General features: G+C 58.8%; 14 protein-coding genes and 1 pseudogene. 5 read left to right on the forward strand and 10 right to left on the reverse strand.

The window, feature by feature from the left end; translation table 11 throughout:
* Positions 1 to 19 precede the first annotated feature (19 nt).
* Both BR48_RS0108260 and uxaC read right to left on the reverse strand, forming a co-directional pair.
* Positions 20 to 1,504 carry a mannitol dehydrogenase family protein gene (locus tag BR48_RS0108260; RefSeq protein ID WP_027230862.1) on the reverse strand — a complete coding sequence of 495 codons (1,485 nt, stop codon included), beginning with the start codon at positions 1,502 to 1,504 and terminating at the stop codon, positions 20 to 22.
* An 8-nt stretch (positions 1,505 to 1,512) separates the two neighbouring features.
* The gene (uxaC, locus tag BR48_RS0108265) at positions 1,513 to 2,910 is read right to left on the reverse strand and encodes a glucuronate isomerase (protein ID WP_027230863.1); all 1,398 of its coding nucleotides are present in this window, start codon (positions 2,908 to 2,910) and stop codon (positions 1,513 to 1,515) included.
* 255 nt (positions 2,911 to 3,165) lie between these two features.
* Here uxaC and BR48_RS0108270 point away from each other — a divergent pair, with 255 nt between their 5' ends.
* The 5 genes from BR48_RS0108270 to BR48_RS0108290 all read left to right on the forward strand — a co-directional run bounded on the left by BR48_RS0108270 (position 3,166) and on the right by BR48_RS0108290 (position 8,657).
* Positions 3,166 to 3,936, forward strand: a complete 771-nt coding sequence (locus tag BR48_RS0108270) for a GntR family transcriptional regulator (RefSeq protein ID WP_027230864.1) — start codon at positions 3,166 to 3,168, stop codon at positions 3,934 to 3,936.
* A gap of 34 nt (positions 3,937 to 3,970) precedes the next feature.
* On the forward strand, positions 3,971 to 5,161 hold the full coding sequence (gene uxuA / locus BR48_RS0108275; protein WP_027230865.1) for a mannonate dehydratase: 1,191 nt from the start codon (positions 3,971 to 3,973) through the stop codon (positions 5,159 to 5,161).
* 488 nt (positions 5,162 to 5,649) lie between these two features.
* Positions 5,650 to 5,955 carry a septal ring lytic transglycosylase RlpA family protein gene (locus tag BR48_RS0108280; RefSeq protein WP_051614846.1) on the forward strand — a complete coding sequence of 102 codons (306 nt, stop codon included), beginning with the start codon at positions 5,650 to 5,652 and terminating at the stop codon, positions 5,953 to 5,955.
* Between the two features lie 115 nt (positions 5,956 to 6,070).
* The gene (gene gshB / locus BR48_RS0108285; RefSeq protein ID WP_027230867.1) at positions 6,071 to 7,012 is read left to right on the forward strand and encodes a glutathione synthase; all 942 of its coding nucleotides are present in this window, start codon (positions 6,071 to 6,073) and stop codon (positions 7,010 to 7,012) included.
* Positions 7,013 to 7,124: 112 nt separating this feature from the next.
* Positions 7,125 to 8,657 (forward strand): YifB family Mg chelatase-like AAA ATPase, encoded by a 1,533-nt coding sequence (locus BR48_RS0108290; RefSeq protein WP_027230868.1) that lies wholly within the window; start codon positions 7,125 to 7,127, stop codon positions 8,655 to 8,657.
* Between the two features lie 182 nt (positions 8,658 to 8,839).
* Here the strand turns inward: BR48_RS0108290 and BR48_RS0108295 are convergent, their stop codons facing one another.
* The 8 genes and pseudogenes from BR48_RS0108295 to BR48_RS24145 form a co-directional block, all read right to left on the reverse strand.
* Positions 8,840 to 9,454: a transglutaminase-like cysteine peptidase gene (locus tag BR48_RS0108295; RefSeq protein WP_027230869.1), complete on the reverse strand. Its 615-nt coding sequence runs from the start codon at positions 9,452 to 9,454 to the stop codon at positions 8,840 to 8,842.
* A gap of 318 nt (positions 9,455 to 9,772) precedes the next feature.
* Positions 9,773 to 11,053 carry a polyhydroxyalkanoate depolymerase gene (locus tag BR48_RS0108300; RefSeq protein WP_027230870.1) on the reverse strand — a complete coding sequence of 427 codons (1,281 nt, stop codon included), beginning with the start codon at positions 11,051 to 11,053 and terminating at the stop codon, positions 9,773 to 9,775.
* A 164-nt stretch (positions 11,054 to 11,217) separates the two neighbouring features.
* A complete protein-coding gene (locus BR48_RS0108305; protein ID WP_027230871.1) occupies positions 11,218 to 11,514 on the reverse strand; it encodes a DUF1330 domain-containing protein in 297 nt (98 codons plus the stop codon).
* A 24-nt stretch (positions 11,515 to 11,538) separates the two neighbouring features.
* Complete coding sequence (gene pyrF / locus BR48_RS0108310) at positions 11,539 to 12,237, reverse strand: orotidine-5'-phosphate decarboxylase (RefSeq protein WP_027230872.1); 699 nt, start codon at positions 12,235 to 12,237, stop codon at positions 11,539 to 11,541.
* 92 nt (positions 12,238 to 12,329) lie between these two features.
* Positions 12,330 to 12,913: pseudogene (locus BR48_RS24140) on the reverse strand (NAD(P)H-dependent oxidoreductase).
* Between the two features lie 46 nt (positions 12,914 to 12,959).
* The gene (pmtA, locus tag BR48_RS0108320) at positions 12,960 to 13,556 is read right to left on the reverse strand and encodes a phospholipid N-methyltransferase PmtA (RefSeq protein WP_027230873.1); all 597 of its coding nucleotides are present in this window, start codon (positions 13,554 to 13,556) and stop codon (positions 12,960 to 12,962) included.
* An 84-nt stretch (positions 13,557 to 13,640) separates the two neighbouring features.
* Entirely contained in the window at positions 13,641 to 14,768 is a 1,128-nt protein-coding gene (dnaJ, locus tag BR48_RS0108325; protein WP_027230874.1) for a molecular chaperone DnaJ, read from the reverse strand.
* A gap of 268 nt (positions 14,769 to 15,036) precedes the next feature.
* Positions 15,037 to 18,930, reverse strand: a complete 3,894-nt coding sequence (locus BR48_RS24145; RefSeq protein ID WP_197030337.1) for a GH92 family glycosyl hydrolase — start codon at positions 18,928 to 18,930, stop codon at positions 15,037 to 15,039.
* Between the last annotated feature and the right edge of the window lie 124 nt (positions 18,931 to 19,054).

Raw genomic sequence — 19,054 nt, forward strand, 5'->3', positions numbered from 1 at the left:
AGATCAGGATAGCAAGGCTTTAGTCTCTTCCAGCTTTTGCTACAGTCACAGCGGCGCCATCTCGCAGCAGTTGTTCCAGTGCCCCACCCACGGCGCGGCGAAACTCATCATTGTCCGCAAGGTCTTTGCCAAATATCTGCTGCATCCCTAGATAGGCGTCGAGAAGGTCGGCGGCCGAGGTTTTGCCATGCGTGCGTTCGCGGAAATCGTTTGCCAGCGGATCGCGAACGTCGATCGGCTGTCCGCGCTCGTCTGTCCCCGTGGCGTAGCGCATCCAGCCCGCGACGCCGAGCGCCAGCCGTTTGAAGGGCTTGCCCTGTTCGATGCGCTTGCGGATCGTGTTCAACAGCCGCTGCGGCAGTTTTTGCGAGCCATCCATGGCGATCTGCCATGTGCGGTGGCGCAGAGCCGGATTGCGGAAGCGCTCGCGCAGCTGCGCCTTATAGGACGAAAGGTCGAAGCCTGAAAGCGGCGGCAGGGTCGGCGTAATCTCTTCGTCCATCATCGCTTCGATGAAGGCAGAAAAGCCTTCCGCCTGCATCACGTCGGATACTGTCTCGTGCCCAGCAAGATAGCCGAGATAGGCGAGAGTCGAGTGACTGCCGTTAAGGAGGCGCAACTTCATCAATTCGAACGCATCGACGTCTTCAACGAAGGTGACGCCGACTTTCTCCCATGCGGGACGCCCGGATGGGAAATGGTCCTTCACCACCCATTGCGTAAACGGCTCGGTCATGATCGGCCAGGCATCGCGCAGCCCGGTCGCCTGCTCGACAATTGTGCGATCCGTATCGGTCGTCGCCGGAACAATGCGATCAACCATCGTCGAAGGAAAGGCGACGCTTTCGCGGATGAACGTCGCCAGATCAGGATCGCGCAATTCGGCAAAGCGCAGGACGACCCGCTTGAGGGTTTCGCCGTTTGCCGGAAGATTGTCGCACGACAGGAGCGTAAACGGCTCCGTCCCGTTTTCACGACGGCGCGCGAGTGCCTCTACGATGAAACCAATCGCCGAACGCGGCGCAGCGCGATGCGCAAGGTCGTGAACGATATCCGGGTGACTTTCGTCGAGTGAAGCGGTCGCGGGCGCATAGCAATAGCCCTTTTCCGTTACCGTCAGCGAGATGATCTTGACGGAAGGTTCGACCATTGCCGACAAAACGGCTTGCGGATTTTCAGGCGCCACAAGAACGCTCGTGATGCTGCCAATAACGCTGAAACGATCGCCGCTGCCATTACGCACGGCAACCGTATAGAGGCCGTCCTGTGATTGCAGCGCATCTCGTGTGTCGGCACTGCGCAACGAAACCCCGAGGATGCCCCAGCGATTGTCGCCGCTCGCCAGCACGGCATCGGTGTAGACTGCCTGATGGGCGCGGTGGAACGCGCCAATACCAAGGTGTACAATCCCGGTATTCATCTGATTTCGATCGTAAGCCGGTCTTTGCACATCCTTGCCGAGGCGAGCCAGCGTGTCAGCGGACAGTTGATTTTGCTCGGTCATGTCCATTCCTAAAGCTTGTATGCCTGCTTGGCGAGGCGGTAGGAAAGTTCGACCGCCACCTCCTGCGCCTCGTCCTCATCAAGCCGGTGATCGGCGACAAGGCGTGCGAGAAATGCGCAATCGACGCGGCGCGCCATATCGTGGCGGGCAGGGATCGAAAGATAGGCGCGCGTGTCATCGTTAAAGCCCACGGTGTTGTAGAAACCTGCGGTTTCGGTCGTCAGTTCGCGGAAGCGGTGCATGCCTTCCGGACTGTCGTGGAACCACCAGGCCGGTCCGAGGCGCAAGGCCGGATAATGCCCGGCAAGCGGCGCTAGCTCGCGGCTGTAGCTGGTCTCGTCGAGCGTGAACAGGATAAGCGTCAGCCGCGGATCGTTGCCGAATGCATCGAGCAAGGGCTTCAGCTCTTCCACGTAGCCGGTGGCGCGCGGAATGTCGGCGCCCTTGTCCGGTCCGAAGCGGCCGAAAATTTCCGGATTATGATTGCGGAAGGAGCCGGGGTGGATCTGCATGACCAGGCCGTCCTCAACGCTCATGCGCGCCATCTCGGTCAGCATCTGCGCACGGAAGAGTTCTGCATCGGCAAGAGAGGCTCCTTGCAAAACGCGATCGAACAGGCTCGCAGCCTCCACCGGCGAAAGATTTGCCGTGCGGGCCGTCGGGTGGCCATGGTCAGTGGATGTCGCGCCGCGCGCCTTGAAATAAGCGCGGCGCAGGCGATGCGCTTCGAGGTAGCCGGCATAGTCGAGATTAACGCCAGCCAGTGCGGCGAAATTTTCCACATTCGAGCGAAAAGCCGGCTGCGCGGCATCGACGACCGCATCGGGCCGGTAGGCCGGGACAACGCGGCCATCCCAACCTGAGCGCAGGATCGCATCGTGTGCGGCAAGATCATCTGTTGCCGCGTCGGTGGTCGAAATAACCTCGATGCCGAACTGCTTGTAAAGCGCGCGCGGACGCATGGCCGGATCAGTCAGGCGTTCGGCGATCCGGTCGTAGAGCGTGTCCGCATTCTTTTCATTGAGCCGTTCATCGATACCGAAAACGGTTTCGAGCGCATGCTCGAACCACAGGCGGGAAGGCGTTCCCCTGAACAGGTGGAAATGCCGCGCAAACGTCTGCCAGATGGTGCGTCCGTCCGTCTCGACGGCCCCGCCGTCCTTTCGCGCAACGCCAAGCGTCTCGAGGCGCACGCCTTGTGAGTAAAGCATACGAAAAATATAATGATCTGGCTTGACGAAGAGGCTTGCCGGATCGGGAAATGCTTCATCATCCGCGTACCAGCGCGGGTCGGTATGGCCGTGCGGGGAGACAATCGGCAACCGCTCCACGGTCTCGAACAAGCGCCGCGCGATGGCGCGCGCGTCAGGCTCGATTGGAAACAACCGGTCGGGGTTGAGGGCCATTCTTCAACTTCCTTGCTGTATCTACAATATCGGGACCCAGTGACACCAAAGCTTGGTACCGATGCCCGCGAGGCCATTATCTTCAGAGATTTGCCGGTATTGGCCTTGGCGAACACTAGAGAATAATATATTAGTATGTCAACACCCGATCGCGCGCGGAAAGTCACTTCGCGGCGGATCGGAGCATCTAGGAATTTGGGTGGAATTCCATCATTGAGGATTGAAGGATCCAAAATGAGGAAATGGAGCGCTTGAATGGCAGCAAAGCAGGCGGGAGAAAAAAGCGTCGTCCTTTTGGCGTCCGAGACGATCGTCACGCCCGGCGCTACCAATGTGCGGCCCGTTCGGCATGGGGGAGCAGCGCCTGTTGCCCGGGTCACCACGGCGACAGCCATTTATCGCGAACTCCATGCAGCCATCGTTTCGATGGAGATGACGCCCGGAACGCCGCTGAACGAAAAGGTGCTCACCGAACGCTTCGGTGTCAGCCGGACGCCGGTTCGCGAGGCGCTGATCCGCCTCGTTGAAGATGGCCTTGTCGACGTGTTTCCCCAGTCCGGAACCTTTGTTGCTCGCATTCCTGTTGCGCTTATACCTGAGGCTGTCGTCATCCGGCAGGCGCTGGAAGGCGCGACCGTCGAGCGGGCCGCATCGCGAGCGACCGCTAAGGACATTGAACGTCTAGACGAGGTTCTGGCGCGGCAGCAATTCTTCGCCGACCGCCAGAACATGGGCGCATTCCATGAAGCCGACGAGGCCTTTCACGAGGCGATTGCTGCCATTTCGGGACATCCCGGCATCTGGCGCTACTTGAAGCCGGTGAAGGTACAGATCGACCGGGCGCGGCGCATGACCCTTCCCGCTCTGGGGCGCATGGAACACGTGCTTTCCGAGCACCGGATCATCCGCAACGCCATTGAGGCCCATGATGTGGCGGCAGCTTGCGCTGCCATGCGGAAGCACCTCGACGCCGTCATCCCCGATGTCGACGAATTGAGAAAAAGCCACCCGGAATCATTCATCTGATCCGGACGAGATAAAACACACTACGGAGGAATGCATGCGTCAGGGATGGCGATGGTTTGGCCCGAAGGCGGGCGTGTCGCTGGATAATGTGCGTCAAGCCGGGGCGACCGATATCGTCTCCGCGCTGCACGACGTACCGATCGGCGAAGCCTGGACCACCGCTCAGGTTCAAGAGCGCAAGTCAATGATCGAATCGACGCCGGACGGCCGCTCGCAGCTGACCTGGTCAGTGGTCGAAAGCATTCCAATTCCAGACGCCGTGAAACGGACAGGCGGCATGGCGAAGAACGAAATTGCCGCCTGGATCGCCAGTATGGAAGCTCTGGCGGCCAATGACATCAAGGTCATCTGCTACAACTTCATGCCTGTTGTCGACTGGTGCCGCACCGAACTCGACTACGTCACGCCGACCGGGTCCACGGCGATGCGTTTCGACCACAACATGTTCGCTGTGTTCGATCTGCACATCCTGCAACGCAAGGGTGCTGCAAGCGAATATTCGCAAGCCGACCAGGAGATCGCGGCCGAGCTCTATGCCGCCATGGGCGCCCAGGAAATCGCTGATCTTACCCGCAATATCGCCAGCGCCCTTCCCGGCTCGACCACCGAACCGCTGACGATTCCGGCGTTCCGCGACAAGCTGGAGGCCTATTCAGGTATCGATGCCAACAAGCTTCGCCAGCACCTCATCGAGTTCCTGCTGGCCGTGACCCCCGTCGCCGATGATCTCGGTGTCAAGCTGACACTGCATCCCGACGATCCGCCGCGCCCGCTGTTCGGGCTTCCGCGCATCGCCTCGACGGAGGCTGACTATGCCGCGCTGTTCGAAGCGGTGCCTTCGCCCGCCAACGGCATGTGCTATTGTACGGGCAGCCTTGGCGTGCGCGCCGACAACGATCTGCCCGCAATCGCCCGGCGCTTTGCCGACCGCATTCACTTTGCCCATCTGCGGGCAACGACGCGCGAGGGGGACGGGCGCACCTTCCACGAGGCAGCGCATCTCGAAGGCGACGTCGATATGGTGGCTGTCTTGCGCGAACTCCTTGCCGAGGACCGCAAACGCGACAAGTCGCGCAGCATCATCTTCCGCTCGGACCATGGTCACCGCATGCTCGACGATCTCAACAAGGAAGTGACCCCGGGCTACCCCGCCATCGGTCGCTTGCGCGGCCTTGCCGAACTTCGCGGCATCATTCACGCCCTTGATCCACAAGCTCTCGTCTAAAAGCGATCACTTTTTACCGAATATTGCGCCCCGGCTTTCCCAAGCCGGGGCGTTCTAGTTCTTTATAGTTAATCCATTTTAACCATATTCATGAGTCGGGTTGTGCTGCTGGGCAAATAGAGCGCAATAATGCGGTGAATATCCATCACATTATCGCCATATTTTGCCAAACGGGCAGAAATACCTTTCTATAGAGAAGCATTTCCGATCACGTTTTGAATCATATTAAGACAAGCTTTTTTAGTAACTTGGCTGCTCTTTACCGCTGATCTCGACCGATCTTGCTTTGGCGGGCCACCTCAGGGCCACATTTCTCCAAAATAGAAGCAATTACTCGCTCACGCCGTGATCTACTTGCCCGGGGGTCAATCTTCAATGCGTGTGTCTTCAGTCCGGCAGTTCTGCCGCGGGCTACCACAAGTGCGAACATCACCATGGTATCTATCGCAAGCATCCGCACCGTCCTTTCGGCATCGGTGCTATTCCTCATGCTCGGCGCCGTTTCAGCACATGCAGGCTCAGCCTGCGGCGGCGCATCCTGGTATGCCTTGCGTTCCAAGACTGCATCCGGCGAACGGATGAACCCATCCGATTTGACCGCCGCTCACCGCACCCTGCCCTTCGGCTCGAAGGTCAAGGTTACCAATCAGCGCAATGGTCGTTCCATTGTCGTGCGCATCAATGATCGCGGGCCGTTCATCAAGGGCCGTGTGATCGACCTCTCCAAGGGTGCCGCCAACCGGCTTGGCTTTGTCGGGCAGGGACACACCAACATCTGCATGGCTCAGCTCTGATAAGGCCTCTGGAAGCAAGCATGCGCCAGCGGCGTTGGCGTATGATGGGATTGACGTTGACCGTCGAACGTGACATCGCCATGTGAGCATTTCCTGCTCGTTTAGGGGACGTTCGATGGTACTCCAAGTCGCGGTCCAGATGGACCATATCAAATCGATCCGGATCGGCGGCGACACGACCTTCGCGCTTTGCCTTGAAGCGCAGAAGCGCGGCCACGTTCTCCTCCACTACACGCCCGACCGGCTCAGCCTGCGCGACGGCGTCGTGTCGGCGCGTATCGAGGACCTCAGCGTCCGCGATGTCGAAGGCGACCACTTCACCCTTGGTGAGCCGATCCGCCGCGACCTGTCGGAGATGGATGTGGTGTTGCTCCGCCAGGATCCGCCCTTCGACATGAACTACATCACGACAACGCATATGCTCGAGCGCATCCATCCGCAGACGCTCGTTGTCAACGATCCCGCCTGGGTGCGCAACAGTCCCGAAAAGATCTTCGTCACCGAGTTTCCGGATTTGATGCCGGAGACCCTGATCACCAAGGATCCTCAGGAGATCGTCGCCTTCCGCAAGGAGTTCGGCGACATCATCCTCAAGCCGCTCTATGGCAATGGCGGCGCCGGCGTATTCCACCTTGCCGATGGTGACCGCAATCTCACCTCGCTGCTCGAAATGTTCGGCCAGATGTTCCGCGAGCCGATCATCGCCCAGCGCTACCTGAAGGACGTGCGGGCCGGCGACAAGCGCATCATTCTTATCGATGGCGAACCCGTGGGCGCAATCAACCGTGTCCCGTCGGATAGCGATGCGCGATCCAACATGCATGTCGGCGGCCGGGCTGAGAAAACGGAACTCACCGAGCGCGAACGCGAGATCTGCGCGCGCATCGGACCGGCTTTGCGTGAACGCGGCTTTATTCTCGTCGGCATCGACGTGATCGGCGACTACATGACCGAGATCAATGTGACCTCCCCGACGGGCGTACGCGAGGTGAAGCGTTTCGGCGGCGCCGACATTGCCGCGCTGTTCTGGGATGCGGTCGAGGCCAAACGCGATTAAGGCTCCCCGCCTGAACCGTTCACTTAATGTTCTTGTGATGTGGGATGAAATGTGCTGATGTTGCGTTATTGCACTCAGCTCTTTTCATGCCCGCATTTTCAAGGACGAAATCATGGTCACCCGCATTCGGACGGTCGCCTTCCAGGGTATCGATGCGCAGCCCGTCGATGTGCAGGTCATGATCGCGCCCGGCAAGATGGGCATGCATATTGTCGGCCTCCCGGATAAGGCTGTCGCTGAAAGCCGTGAGCGGGTCCAAGCCGCCTTGCATGCATCCGGGTTGTCGATGCCGGTGAAGAAGGTGACCGTCAATCTCGCGCCCGCGGACCTTCCCAAGGAAGGCAGTCACTACGATCTTCCCATCGCCGTAGGGTTGATGGCCGGGCTCGGCGCCATCCCCGCCGATGTCCTGCAATCCTATGTCGTCCTTGGCGAACTCTCGCTCGACGGCACCATCACGCATGTGGCGGGGGTTCTCCCCGCAGCCATCGCCGCCAACCGCCAGGACCGGGGGCTGATATGCCCGGCCCCGTGTGGACCTGAGGCTGCCTGGGCAGGACCCGAAATCGATATCCTTGCGCCGCGCAGCCTCATTGCCCTCGCCAACCATTTTCGCGGCACGCAGGTTCTCTCCCGGCCCGAACCGGCCATGCAGACGAGCGCGACCGGCCTGCCCGATCTTGCCGACATCCGCGGACAGGAAAGCGCCCGGCGCGCGCTCGAAGTTGCGGCGGCTGGCGGGCACAATCTCCTTATGGCCGGGCCGCCTGGTTCCGGCAAATCCATGCTGGCACAACGGCTCCCGTCAATCCTGCCGCCGCTTCTGCCGCGCGAACTGCTGGATGTGTCGATGATCGCGTCGATCGCAGGCGAACTTCTCGGCGGCAAGCTTACCGACCGGCGTCCGTTCCGCGCGCCGCATCACTCAGCCTCGATGGCGGCCATGGTCGGAGGCGGCGTCCGTGCCCGGCCCGGTGAGGTCTCGCTCGCCCATCACGGCGTTCTCTTCCTCGATGAGTTCCCGGAATTCACGCCGCAGGTACTCGATTCGCTGCGCCAGCCGCTGGAAACCGGCGAATGTCTGATCGCGCGCGCCAACCACCGCATCGTCTATCCGGCACAGATCCAGCTGGTAGCGGCGATGAATCCCTGCCGTTGCGGCATGGCGGGCGAGCCCGGCCATCAATGTGCGCGTGGCCCGCGCTGCCGCCAGGACTATCAGGCACGTCTTTCCGGGCCGCTGCTCGACCGCATCGACATCAGGATCGACGTGCCTTCAGTGAGCGCGAGCGATCTCATCCGCCCGGCTGCGTCGGAAGCGAGCGTCACAGTGGCGGCGCGGGTCGCACGGGCGCGCGCCGTTCAAAAGCGGCGCTACGAAGAACTCGGCGCTCCCTCGATCACGACGAATGCGCATTCCTCCGTCGCGCTTATCGAAACGGTCGCCGCACCCGATGCTTCCGGCATGGCGCTGCTGTACCAGGCAAGCGAGCAGATGCGATTCTCGGCCCGCGCCTATCACCGTGTGCTGAAGGTTGCGCGCACGCTGGCCGACCTAGACGGCCAGGAAACGGTCGGGCGCGTTCACCTTGCCGAAGCAATCTCCTATCGCATGACCGCCGACAGGATGGGCGAGCCAGCGTGAGATCGAGGCAGAATGGCTGAGGGTGGCCAGGAAGCGCCTTCTCCTGCACGAACGATGCGGAGAGACGTTTATCAGGCGCGACCGCCGCGCCTGTCTGGTGCGAGAACCCTAGGTAAAGGACGGCGCAAAGGAAAACTGCCGGACCCTTGGTCCGGCAGTTCGAATTTCGCGGACTCTCCCGGTTACTGGACGGAGCCGACGAGGATGTTGGAAGGAGCTTCGATGCTGACCCAGCGCCCGGTATTGTTGGTCGCCTGGCGCTTCAGATAGGTGTACTCGGTCTCCGACCAGTTCTTCACACCGTCAACGAGGTTATCGAGAACGAAATCACCCTTGTCGGTGCGAACGGTCAGGACTGCATGACCCTCGCCATCAGGCTTGCGGACAACGGTGATCAGTAGATTGGCGGGCGAGATGCCCTGCTGCATCAGGTCGCGGCGCTTCAGGAGCACATAGTCTTCGCAATCGCCGACCTTGTCCGGATAGGCCCAGTATTCCTCGACCCCGTAAATTTCCTTGTCGGTGAGCGGTTTGATCTTCTGGTTCACGTCGCTGTTGACGTTGACGATCAACTGCCAGAAATCGTGGCTCATCTTTTCGGGCATGATATTGCGGCTACGGATCGAGCATTCTTCCGGCATACGCTTGCACAACTCGTAATGACCGATTGGTTGTGAGGTGAGGCCACCGGTGGTCATGAACGCTTCAGACGCCGAGGCGGAGTTTGCCCCAAATGCGGCCGTGAAGAGCGCTGCCGCGATCCCCATCGACTTCAAAACCCGCCCCATTCCGAACATGCCCTACTCCACACCAGCAGCCTTCGTTAACAAAACGTTAATGGCCGGACGGGACATGAGTCAATCACAATGGCGCCACGGTCTTGCCATTGTTAATATATGGTTAAAATTTGAGAAGCCGCCTATCCCCACGTTCGATTGATATGCGCCGACGTGGAATTGCTGCGAAACTCTATGACTTCCGAAGCAACATACCTTGTGGGCGAAGCCCGAAGCCGCCGCTCAAACCACTGAAAAACAACGATTATTTCTCGCACTCTTTCCGTGGAACAGACTAATCGATCTGTGTCTCCACTGCCTGAGGCTAGACCGAAGGTTCTAGCCCGCCGCGCGCTTGCCGATCGGCGTAACGTTGCTCGTCCGGCGGTTCACGCGTGCGTAATCGTTAACGAATTTGACGATTCGTGGTGCAATTTCGGCACGGAAGCGCGAACCGTTGAACACGCCGTAGTGCCCAACCTTCGGCTGCAGGTAATGCATGCGCATCTCTTTGGGGATATTCACGCAGAGGGTCTGAGCTGCCTTGGTCTGACCTACGCCGGAGATATCGTCATTTTCGCCTTCCACCGTAAGCAGCGCCACATTGCGAATGGCGGATGGATCGACAAGGATGCCGCGGTGGGTCATCTCGCCCTTTGGCAGGGCGTGACGGACGAATACGGTATCGACGGTCTGCAGGTAGAACTCGGCCGTCAAATCCATCACCGCCATATATTCATCGTAGAATTCGCGGTGCTTGTCTGCCGAGTCGCCATCCTCCTTCACGAGATGCATGAAGAATTCCTTGTGCGCCGTGATATGGCGGTCGAGATTCATGCTCATGAAGCCGGAAAGCTGCAGGAAACCCGGATAGACCTCACGCATGAAGCCCGCATGCGGCCAGGGAACCGACATGACGACATTGTCGCGGAACCAGTCGATGCCCTTTTCCTCGGCGAGTTTGTTGACCACCGTAGGATTCTTGCGGGTATCGATTGGCCCACCCATCAGCGTCATGCTCGAAGGCGCGAAACGGTCGCCATTGGCTTCCATGACTGAAACGGCGGCAAGCACCGGTACGGATGGCTGACATACGGCCACCACGTGCGTATCTTCGCCCAACGCATGGAACATCTCGATGACGTAATCGATATAGTCGTCGAGATCGAACTTGCCGTCAGTCAGCGAAACGGTGCGGGCGTCCACCCAATCGGTGATGTAGACCTCGGCATGCGGCAAAAGCGCTTCGACGGTGCCGCGCAGCAGCGTCGCATAGTGGCCGGACATGGGCGCGACAATCAGAATCCTCGGATCGGCGGCACGCTTTGCCGGCAGGGCACGCTTGAAATGGATGAGGTTGCAGAATGGCTTCTTCCAGACGATCTTCTCTTTGACGTCGGTCTCAACTCCCTCAACCACCGTGGTAGGCAGGCCGAATGCCGGCTTGCCGTAGGCACGGGTGGTGCGCTCGAAGAGTTCACACATCGCCGCGATGGAGCGGCCGACTACCGTCTGGGACAATGGATTGAGCGGATTATCGTAGAACAGCTTGGTGGCGTCGGCGAAAGCCCTATAAGGCTGAAGCGCGGCATGGTTGAGTTCATAAAGCTGGTAAAACATTCCACTTTCCGATCAATCACCACAGCTGCAATTCAAGAACAATGACGCCCACATATGAAAATGTTCTTGACGGGTCAGTGACCGTAGCTGGTTTTGCCGCTATTGCAATGCAACAAAGGTATGAGAGAACAGAAAAATGTTCGCATCGAAAGGCGCAGCCGCAGTTAGCCGGCTTCAGCGCCTTCGACCAGCAGCATCTCACCCTCGGCAACTGTCAGGCGGATAGCCTTGGCCGCCTGGTATTCGGGGGAATTATAGCAATCGAGCGCGGCCTGGAGTGAGGGAAACTCGATGACAACATTGCGTCCGCGCGCCTGCCCCTCGAGAACGTGATAGGCGCCGCCGCGCGCCAGGAAATTGGCGCCATATTTCTCGAAAGCGGGTTTCGCTGTGGCGATATAGTCCTTGTAGCGTTCGGGGTCTTTTACATCCATCCGCGCGATCCAGTATCCCTTGGGCATTTTTCTCGCTCCTTTGAAGTCCGATTATACCTTGGCCATTTCAGCCAGAATCTCTTCCGCTGCCGCACGGCGATCCCGAGCACCGACAATCGGGCGGCTGACCACCAGGTGGCTCGCCCCGGCGCGCAGGGCGTCTGCCGGCGTCATCACACGCTTCTGATCGCCTGCGGCGGAACCTGCCGGGCGAATGCCCGGCGTGACGATGGCAAGCTTTGGGCCGACGACCTTGCGCACAGCCTCGGCCTCCGGCGCCGCGCAAACGATCCCGCCCATGCCGGCGTTGAATGCCTGTTCGGCCCGGATCAGCACCAGCGTGTGCGGGTCGTGCTCATAGCCAGCATCGACGAGATCCTGCTGGTCCATCGAGGTCAATACTGTCACGCCGAGCAAGCAAAGGTCGGATCCCCATGCTGCCTCGACGGCGGCCCGCATGGCTTTCGGATAGGCATGCAGCGTCAGCATCGACACGCCCATCTTGACGATATTCTCAACGGCCTTCGCCACCGTGTTGTCGATGTCGAGAAGTTTCATGTCGAGAAAGACTTTCTTGCCGGAACGGGCAAGTTCGCTGGCCAGACCAAGTCCGCCGGCGAAGGCGAGCTGATAGCCGATCTTGTAGTATGAAACCGTATCGCCGAGTTCGCTGATCACCTCTTCGGCGATGTCGAGCGTCGGCACGTCAAGGCCGACGATCAGGCGCTCGCGCAAAGCCGCATCCGTCATGACAATCATCCCTTTTTGTTTGATCGCATCCCATTGGCACAGATGCAGCCGATTGAAAACAGATATTGCCGCGAGCGGCCGCAAAACGCCGACTATGCGCGGGATTTGGCAAAGCGCGTATGGTCGATCAACGATTGGCAGACCCGTTCCATCGACTTGCCGTGCGCTCGTTGCGAAACGATCCATCCTCGGCGAAGGCTTCATGGGCATGGATCACCGAGCATTGTTCCGTGATGATCTGCGTCCCGACATTCATCAGGACCGACCGCAAATGATAGAGCCCGCGCGCACCGCCGAAATTGCCCTCGGATGAAGAGCAAAGTCCAACGACCTTGCCGGAATAGGGCCTGAGCGGCTTGTCGCCATCCTTCGAAATACGGCTGACCCAGTCGATGGTATTCTTGAGAAGCGGCGGAATGGAAGAATTGTACTCGGGCGAGGCAATCAGCATGCCATCATGAGCCGCAAAGAGCCGGCCAAGTTTCATGGCATTGTCAGGAATTCCCTGTTTCTCTTCGAGATCCTCATCCATCAACGGCAGGGGATAATCGAAAAGCGCAATAAGCGTCACATCGGCGCCGAGTTCGGCCAATGTCTTGACCGCAGCGTTTGCTACCTTCTTGCTGTAGGCACCCGTACGGTTCGACCCGGCGAACACCAGAATCTTCGGCAGCATTCAAACCCTCTATATCGAAATGGCAGCGCAGGGCAATTAAGCGGAGTCAATCGACCCTGCGGTAGACCCAGAGCCGTGCCGGCGGCACGTTGCGGATAATGAAATCGAGATGCTCAATCTTGTAGTTGCCGCGCCCAGCGGGCACTGGCGAAAGCGGCCCATAGGTAATCTGGACGACGGGCCGCCCGTGCGGAATACGCCGCAGCAGATCCTCGACGATGGCAACGCGGTCACTTACGGGGAAATTCAAGAGTGGAACCGCCGAGATGACGCTGTCGAATTTCTGGTCGCGCTTCTCGCCCAGCGTGGTGTCGAGATCGAACGCATCGCCTTCGATGATGTTGACGCCAGGGAAATCCTCGCGCAGATGCTCGGCAAAATCCGACGAGTATTCGACGCTATAAAGGTTGGCCGGGGCGACGCCGCGACTGAGAATAGCCCGGGTGATTACCCCTGTGCCGGGGCCGAGTTCGAGCACGGGAAGCCCGGAATGCGGATTGACGACGCTCGCCATGCGCCGGGCAGTGATCGAACTCGTTGGAAGAATCGAACCCACCGCCTTGGGACCATGCATCCAACCCTTGAAGAACCGGATTTCCTCGCCGAACTTCTCGGCCAGTTTCTTCCCCAAAGGTCTCGACATGCTCATCCTCCGTCGCAGTTAGACAAGTTTATGCCGCAACACGTGACGGAAGCAAGGCCGCCAACGGGAAAAGATCCAATAAAACTACTCGCTTAGACTTTCGAAGAACTCTTTCATGCGGGCAAAGAAGCCTGACGATTGCGGGCTGTTATCCTGCGATGAAATGCGCTCGAACTCTTCGAGCAACTCGCGCTGGCGCTTGTTGAGATTCTGCGGCGTTTCAATGGCCATCTGGATGTAGAGATCGCCCATGGCAGGCTGGCGCAGCACCGGCATGCCCTTGCCCTTAAGGCGGAACTGCTTGGCATTTTGCGTACCATCGGGAATCTTGACCCGCGTCTGCGTACCGTCCAGCGTCGCAACTTCGATCTGCCCGCCAAGCGCGGCGGTCGTCATCGAAATCGGCACCTTGCAATAGAGATCGGCACCGTCGCGCTGGAAAAACTCATGCGGCTTCAGCGAGAGGAAAATATAAAGATCGCCCGCCGGTCCGCCGCGCAATCCGGCTTCGCCCTCGCCGGTCAGGCGAATGCGGGTGCCATCCTCGATGCCGGCTGGAATGTTGACGGAAAGCGCGCGTTCTTCGGTAACGCGGCCCTGGCCCGAGCATTTGGTGCATGGATCCTTGATGATCTGGCCACGGCCATGGCATGTCGGGCAGGTGCGCTCGATCGAGAAGAACCCTTGAGCAGCGCGCACGCGGCCAGAACCGCTGCAGGTGCTGCAGGTGACGGGCGACGTGCCGACTTTTGCACCGGTACCCGAGCATTCGTCGCAGGTGATCGAGGTTGGAACGCGGATTTGCGCCGTCTTGCCGGTATAGGCTTCCTCGAGTGTGATCTCCATATTGTAGCGCAAATCGGCGCCACGCTCGCGCCCGCCGGAGCGGCGCTGGCGTCCACCGCCCATCATCTCGCCAAAAATATCTTCGAAAATATCGGCAAAACCACCGGCGCCGCCGAAGCCACCACCGCCATTCATGCCGCCATGCTCGAAGGCCGCATGACCGAAGCGGTCGTAGGCTGCCCGCTTCTGAGGGTCCTTCAGGGTCTCGTAGGCCTCGCCAATTTCCTTGAATCGGTGTTCGGCGGCTGCGTCTCCCGGATTCTTGTCGGGGTGAAATTGCATTGCCAGCTTACGGAAAGCGCTCTTGAGCTCTTTCTCATCAGCGCCTTTCGTGACGCCGAGGGTTTCGTAATAGTCAGCCTTCATCCAGACACTCGTTCCGTGAAAATCGCGTACGCTTCTTCAAGAAGCTTGTTTAATGCCGGTATTTAGGTGTTCGCCGCCGTGAATGCCATAGCCAACTTACATTGATTCGCAAGAAATGCCGCATATTCGCGGATTATCGCGGGAATGTGGCGGGATCTCCCCCTTGCTTTTTGATTTTCTTCGCAAGGGCGAGAAAGCCCTGCGCAATGGCCGGGCTCGTCTCGTTTCATTCACAAGAGTTTCGCCGCGTCGCAATGGCGCGTTGAAATCAGCGGAGAGGCCGGCCGTCGAGCTTTCCGGAATCGGCGAGCCCCCCACCCGCGCCTCCGGCAGACGAGGTCGAGCCTCCAGAGGTCGAGGGCGGCGTGGGTGCCACGGGAGGCGTCGGAACTGAGTTTGATGCGGTCGTCGGGGCGGCCGAAACGTCTGTCGCGCCAAGCAACTCGAGCTCTGCAATCGAGACGTCGTTGGTTCCGGTGAACTCCAGCCGATACTTGGCGTAGGAAGCCGGCGCCTTCAGCGCGAACGGACGGGTCTGCCGGCGCCACGCGAAGCCCTGGCCTTCGCGGGTGTCGAGCGTCACCCACACCAAACCGTCATTCGAACCTTTCAGTATCCATCCCGTCGGGTCCTTCGTCGCATCAGTCGATGACGACAGGGTGTAGAGCGATACGGCATCGATCATTGTCGGCGCTTTTTTCGCCGCCTCGATCCAGCCCGCGCCTTTACTGGTCCATGCGGTGCCGGAAGTACGATCGAAAATGGCATCCTTTTTATCTGCTGTACTCGCGGTGACGTCGTAGTTGCCGACCGGCAACAGCGATTTCAGCGGGTTCGGAACCTTGCTGTCCTGGGTGATCGACGTCGGGAGGTCGTTGGTGCCGGTACCCCATTGGGAAGGGTTAGGCCCCATGACGAAGTCGAGCGTCGCGCCATCAACAAGTTCGGAATGCAACAGGTAGTTACGTGTAAGATCCTTGCCGTTTAGCTTCATGCTTTGGACGTAGCGGTTGGAAGAACTGACATTCGGTGCTTTGACCACGATCTTCTTGCCGCTTTCCAGGGTTACCGTCATTTCCTTGAAATAGGGCGCACCGATCGCGTATTCGGGGCGTCCCATGCTGACGGGATAGATGCCCATGGAACTCAACAGGTACCACGACGATTGCTCACCATTGTCCTCGTCGCCAATATAGCCTTCACCTGTCGAATTGCCGTTGGCGTCGAAACCGGAGAAGTAGAGCTTGTCCATGACATCGCGCAGGTACTTTTGTCCGCTCGAAGGAGAACCTGCGAAATTGTACATGTAGATGGAGTGATGGACCGTCTGGTTGGAATGCTGGTATTCGCCGACATTGGCAAGTTCATGGACCTTGGCGGCCTCCTTGACCTCATGGATCGCAAAGCCGTAGCTGCCGCCGTCCATGCCCGGAGCAGTCGTAAAGAACTTGTCCAGTTTGGCCTTCAGCTTGTCACGACCGCCATAGAGATTGGCCAGACCCTGGCCATCTTGCGGCGCCAGGAAGGCGTAGGACCATGCATTGCCTTCCGTGTAACCGTAACCCCAGCTCTGGGGCGTGCTTGGTCCCGAGGCCCAGTTGCCGGCTTGATCCTTGGTGCGGAACCAGCCGTTCGCCCACGTTCCTGTCGACGTCCCATCGAACAGATTGGCGTAGTTGATCGCCCGGTTGGAAAAATAGGCGTAGTCATCGTCTTTCTTGAGCACTTTCGCCATCTGGCCGATGCCGAAGTCGTTCAAGTCGGCTTCCAGCGACCATGCAACGTGGCCGGGAGCCGGATCGTTGATGTACACTTCCTTAGGCGTGTAGCCGTAGAAAATGGACTTATCCATGCCCTTGCGCCCCTTGGCGCTGTCAGGGCTGTAGGTCGTCGCATTCCGCAACATCGACGCATACGCCGCGTCGACGTCGAAATTGCGCACGCCCTTCATATAGGCATCGGCGATGATGATATCCGAACTCGTGGCCACCATGCTGTCATTGTAGCCTGGTCCAGACCAGCGGGTGACCCAGCCACCATCCTTGTAACCATTGACGAAGCCGTCGATCATCTGTCCGGCCTGCGTCGGTATCAGCAGCGAATAGAGCGGCCAGTTCGTCCGATAGGTGTCCCAGAAGCCGTTATTGACCCAGATCTTCCCATCCTTTTGCGTCGAGGGGCTGGTGTAAGGGCTCATATAAATGGGCTTGCCGGTCCCCTTTTCCTTTTCCCAAGCGGAGTTGGGGTAAAGGAATGCGCGATACATATTGGAATAAAGAATCGTCTTTTGGTCAGCCGTTGCATTCTTGACGCGTATTTGACCAAGCTTTTTCAACCATGCAGCCTCGGCGAGATCCTTGATCTGGTCGAAGGATTTGCCGCCGATTTCGTCCTCAAGATTGGCTTTGGCTTGATCCACGCTAATGAAAGACGTGGCGATTCTCATGCCGACCGACTTATTACCCGTCGTATCGAACTGAACCCACGACGTGTCTCCATATACGGTCTTTGATTTCGTAACGGGAGCATCGAATACCGCGTAGAAATACATTTGTGGCGAGCCGTGGTTCGTATAGCCCGATATCGCACCGGTGGCCGAATCATATGAAAACGCACCGCTGGCGGTCAACGTATCGAAGAGAAGAGTTACGACCTTTTTATCCGCCGGGACGTTAAAGCGGAAATAAGCCGCGTGGTCGGTCGGCGTTATCTCGGTCCTGGTGCCATTGTTAAAGATCAGGCTGTAATAGTGCGCCTGAGCGATCTCGTTCTTGCGGTCGAATTTCTGGGCTGCTGAGGCGAGGCTAGTCACCGTTTCGTTGTCGATCGGTATGATACCCAGGGATTGCCTGTTGCCGATCCACGGACTCGGCTCATGGACGACCGCGAACGCCCGAACGGTGTCGATCAGACTGCCGTTTTCCCCGGTCTTGAACTGATAAAACCAGTTTGAATCGCTCTGATTGACGGGGCTCCACATGTTGAACCCGAACGGCACTGCTGTAGCGGGGAACGTGTTGCCGCGGGTGAAGTCGCCGCTCGATTGGGCGCCGCGCATCGTGTTCACGTATTCCGCGAGGTTCTGGCCGGTAAGATCCCCGATCTTCATCTTGATGTCGCCAATGCCCTTGTCATAGCCTGCCACGCGGTCCTGCAGGGGCTTGCTATTGCTCTTGAGCGCCGACAACAATGCACCGATACTGTCATCGATGCCGGCCACGTCGTTGACTGTTGCGTTTGCGGGCAGTTCCCGGATGGATTTCAGGATGCCGTCACCTTTGGCAAGACTGTCGGCAATGCTGATTTTCTCGCTGGCAATATTGTCACCGAGCTTGGCAAGATCCTTTAGGTGATCGTCTATCGCGGCGACATCTTCGGCCGACATTTCCTGCTTGTTGGCTTTTTCGGTGAGGGCTTTTACGGCCGCTATCCGGTCGGTCATCGTGCCGAGCGTCGCGATCGTCGGCGGTATCTTGCCGAGTTCAGCCTGCAGATCCGCGATGTGCGGCTGCATGGTCTCAAGCTTCACGGTCTTGACGATCTGCGACAGCGACGACAGCGCGCCCTGCAACTCTTTGACGCTTGTGGTCGTGGCTGCCGTTCCAGTCTTCAAGTCATCGAGTTGCTTGGAAAGGGCAGCGATCGTCGTCACGGAGGTCGATTGCTGCGTCTTCACATCGCCGATCTGCTTTGCAAGATCAGCGAGCGACGCAGTGGTCATCTTGCCGCCTGCTTGCAGTTCGCTGATCTGGCGAGCCAGTTCGGCCAGCGAATTCGCATTTTTCTCACTGGTATTCTTTTGATCGTTGAGCTGATCGGCAAGCGCACTCGTCGCAGCGTCGGCGACTTTGTCCGCTTTTTGCAGGTTACCCACCTCCGATGACAACCCGGCAATCTCAGTCGAAGCCTTGAGGTTGGCGTCCTTCAGCGCGCTTACCTCGACAGCAAGCGCGGACAACCCGACTGCAACGTCCGAGGCACCTTGATTGGCAGCTTTAAGTTCGCCGACCTGTGCTGTCAGTGCAGCGTTGGTGTTGTTCAGCGTCTCGATCTGGGAAGCGAATGTGCCCTGATCGTTCCCGGTGGTGGCCTTGTCGTCGCCGTTGTTGCAGCCAGCGAGCATCGTGCACCCAAGAAGGGCGGTGATAAATGTCTTTTTCAAAATGACTTTCCTCCAATGATTCAACAATGAATCCTGCTGAAATAACTTGGAGGGCAAGGGTCCGAAATACGGGACCGGTTCGATTGCCCCTCCCAGTAGCAATTCAACCGATTGAATAGGCGTG

The sequence above is a fragment of the Phyllobacterium sp. UNC302MFCol5.2 genome (assembly GCF_000686005.1).
In the GTDB taxonomy this organism is placed as follows: Bacteria; Pseudomonadota; Alphaproteobacteria; order Rhizobiales; family Rhizobiaceae; genus Phyllobacterium; species Phyllobacterium pellucidum.

Excerpts from the sequence above, each read along its gene's own strand:
- BR48_RS0108260 (WP_027230862.1), bottom strand. The coding sequence starts at position 1,504 with ATGACCGAGCAAAATCAACTGTCCGCTGACACGCTGGCTCGCCTCGGC.
- BR48_RS0108270 (WP_027230864.1), top strand. The coding sequence starts at position 3,166 with ATGGCAGCAAAGCAGGCGGGAGAAAAAAGCGTCGTCCTTTTGGCGTCC.
- BR48_RS0108295 (WP_027230869.1), bottom strand. The coding sequence starts at position 9,454 with ATGTTCGGAATGGGGCGGGTTTTGAAGTCGATGGGGATCGCGGCAGCG.
- dnaJ (WP_027230874.1), bottom strand. The coding sequence starts at position 14,768 with ATGAAGGCTGACTATTACGAAACCCTCGGCGTCACGAAAGGCGCTGAT.
- uxaC (WP_027230863.1), bottom strand. The coding sequence starts at position 2,910 with ATGGCCCTCAACCCCGACCGGTTGTTTCCAATCGAGCCTGACGCGCGC.
- BR48_RS0108280 (WP_051614846.1), top strand. The coding sequence starts at position 5,650 with ATGCTCGGCGCCGTTTCAGCACATGCAGGCTCAGCCTGCGGCGGCGCA.
- pmtA (WP_027230873.1), bottom strand. The coding sequence starts at position 13,556 with ATGTCGAGACCTTTGGGGAAGAAACTGGCCGAGAAGTTCGGCGAGGAA.
- pyrF (WP_027230872.1), bottom strand. The coding sequence starts at position 12,237 with ATGACGGATGCGGCTTTGCGCGAGCGCCTGATCGTCGGCCTTGACGTG.
- gshB (WP_027230867.1), top strand. The coding sequence starts at position 6,071 with ATGGTACTCCAAGTCGCGGTCCAGATGGACCATATCAAATCGATCCGG.
- BR48_RS0108290 (WP_027230868.1), top strand. The coding sequence starts at position 7,125 with ATGGTCACCCGCATTCGGACGGTCGCCTTCCAGGGTATCGATGCGCAG.
- uxuA (WP_027230865.1), top strand. The coding sequence starts at position 3,971 with ATGCGTCAGGGATGGCGATGGTTTGGCCCGAAGGCGGGCGTGTCGCTG.
- BR48_RS0108305 (WP_027230871.1), bottom strand. The coding sequence starts at position 11,514 with ATGCCCAAGGGATACTGGATCGCGCGGATGGATGTAAAAGACCCCGAA.
- BR48_RS0108300 (WP_027230870.1), bottom strand. The coding sequence starts at position 11,053 with ATGTTTTACCAGCTTTATGAACTCAACCATGCCGCGCTTCAGCCTTAT.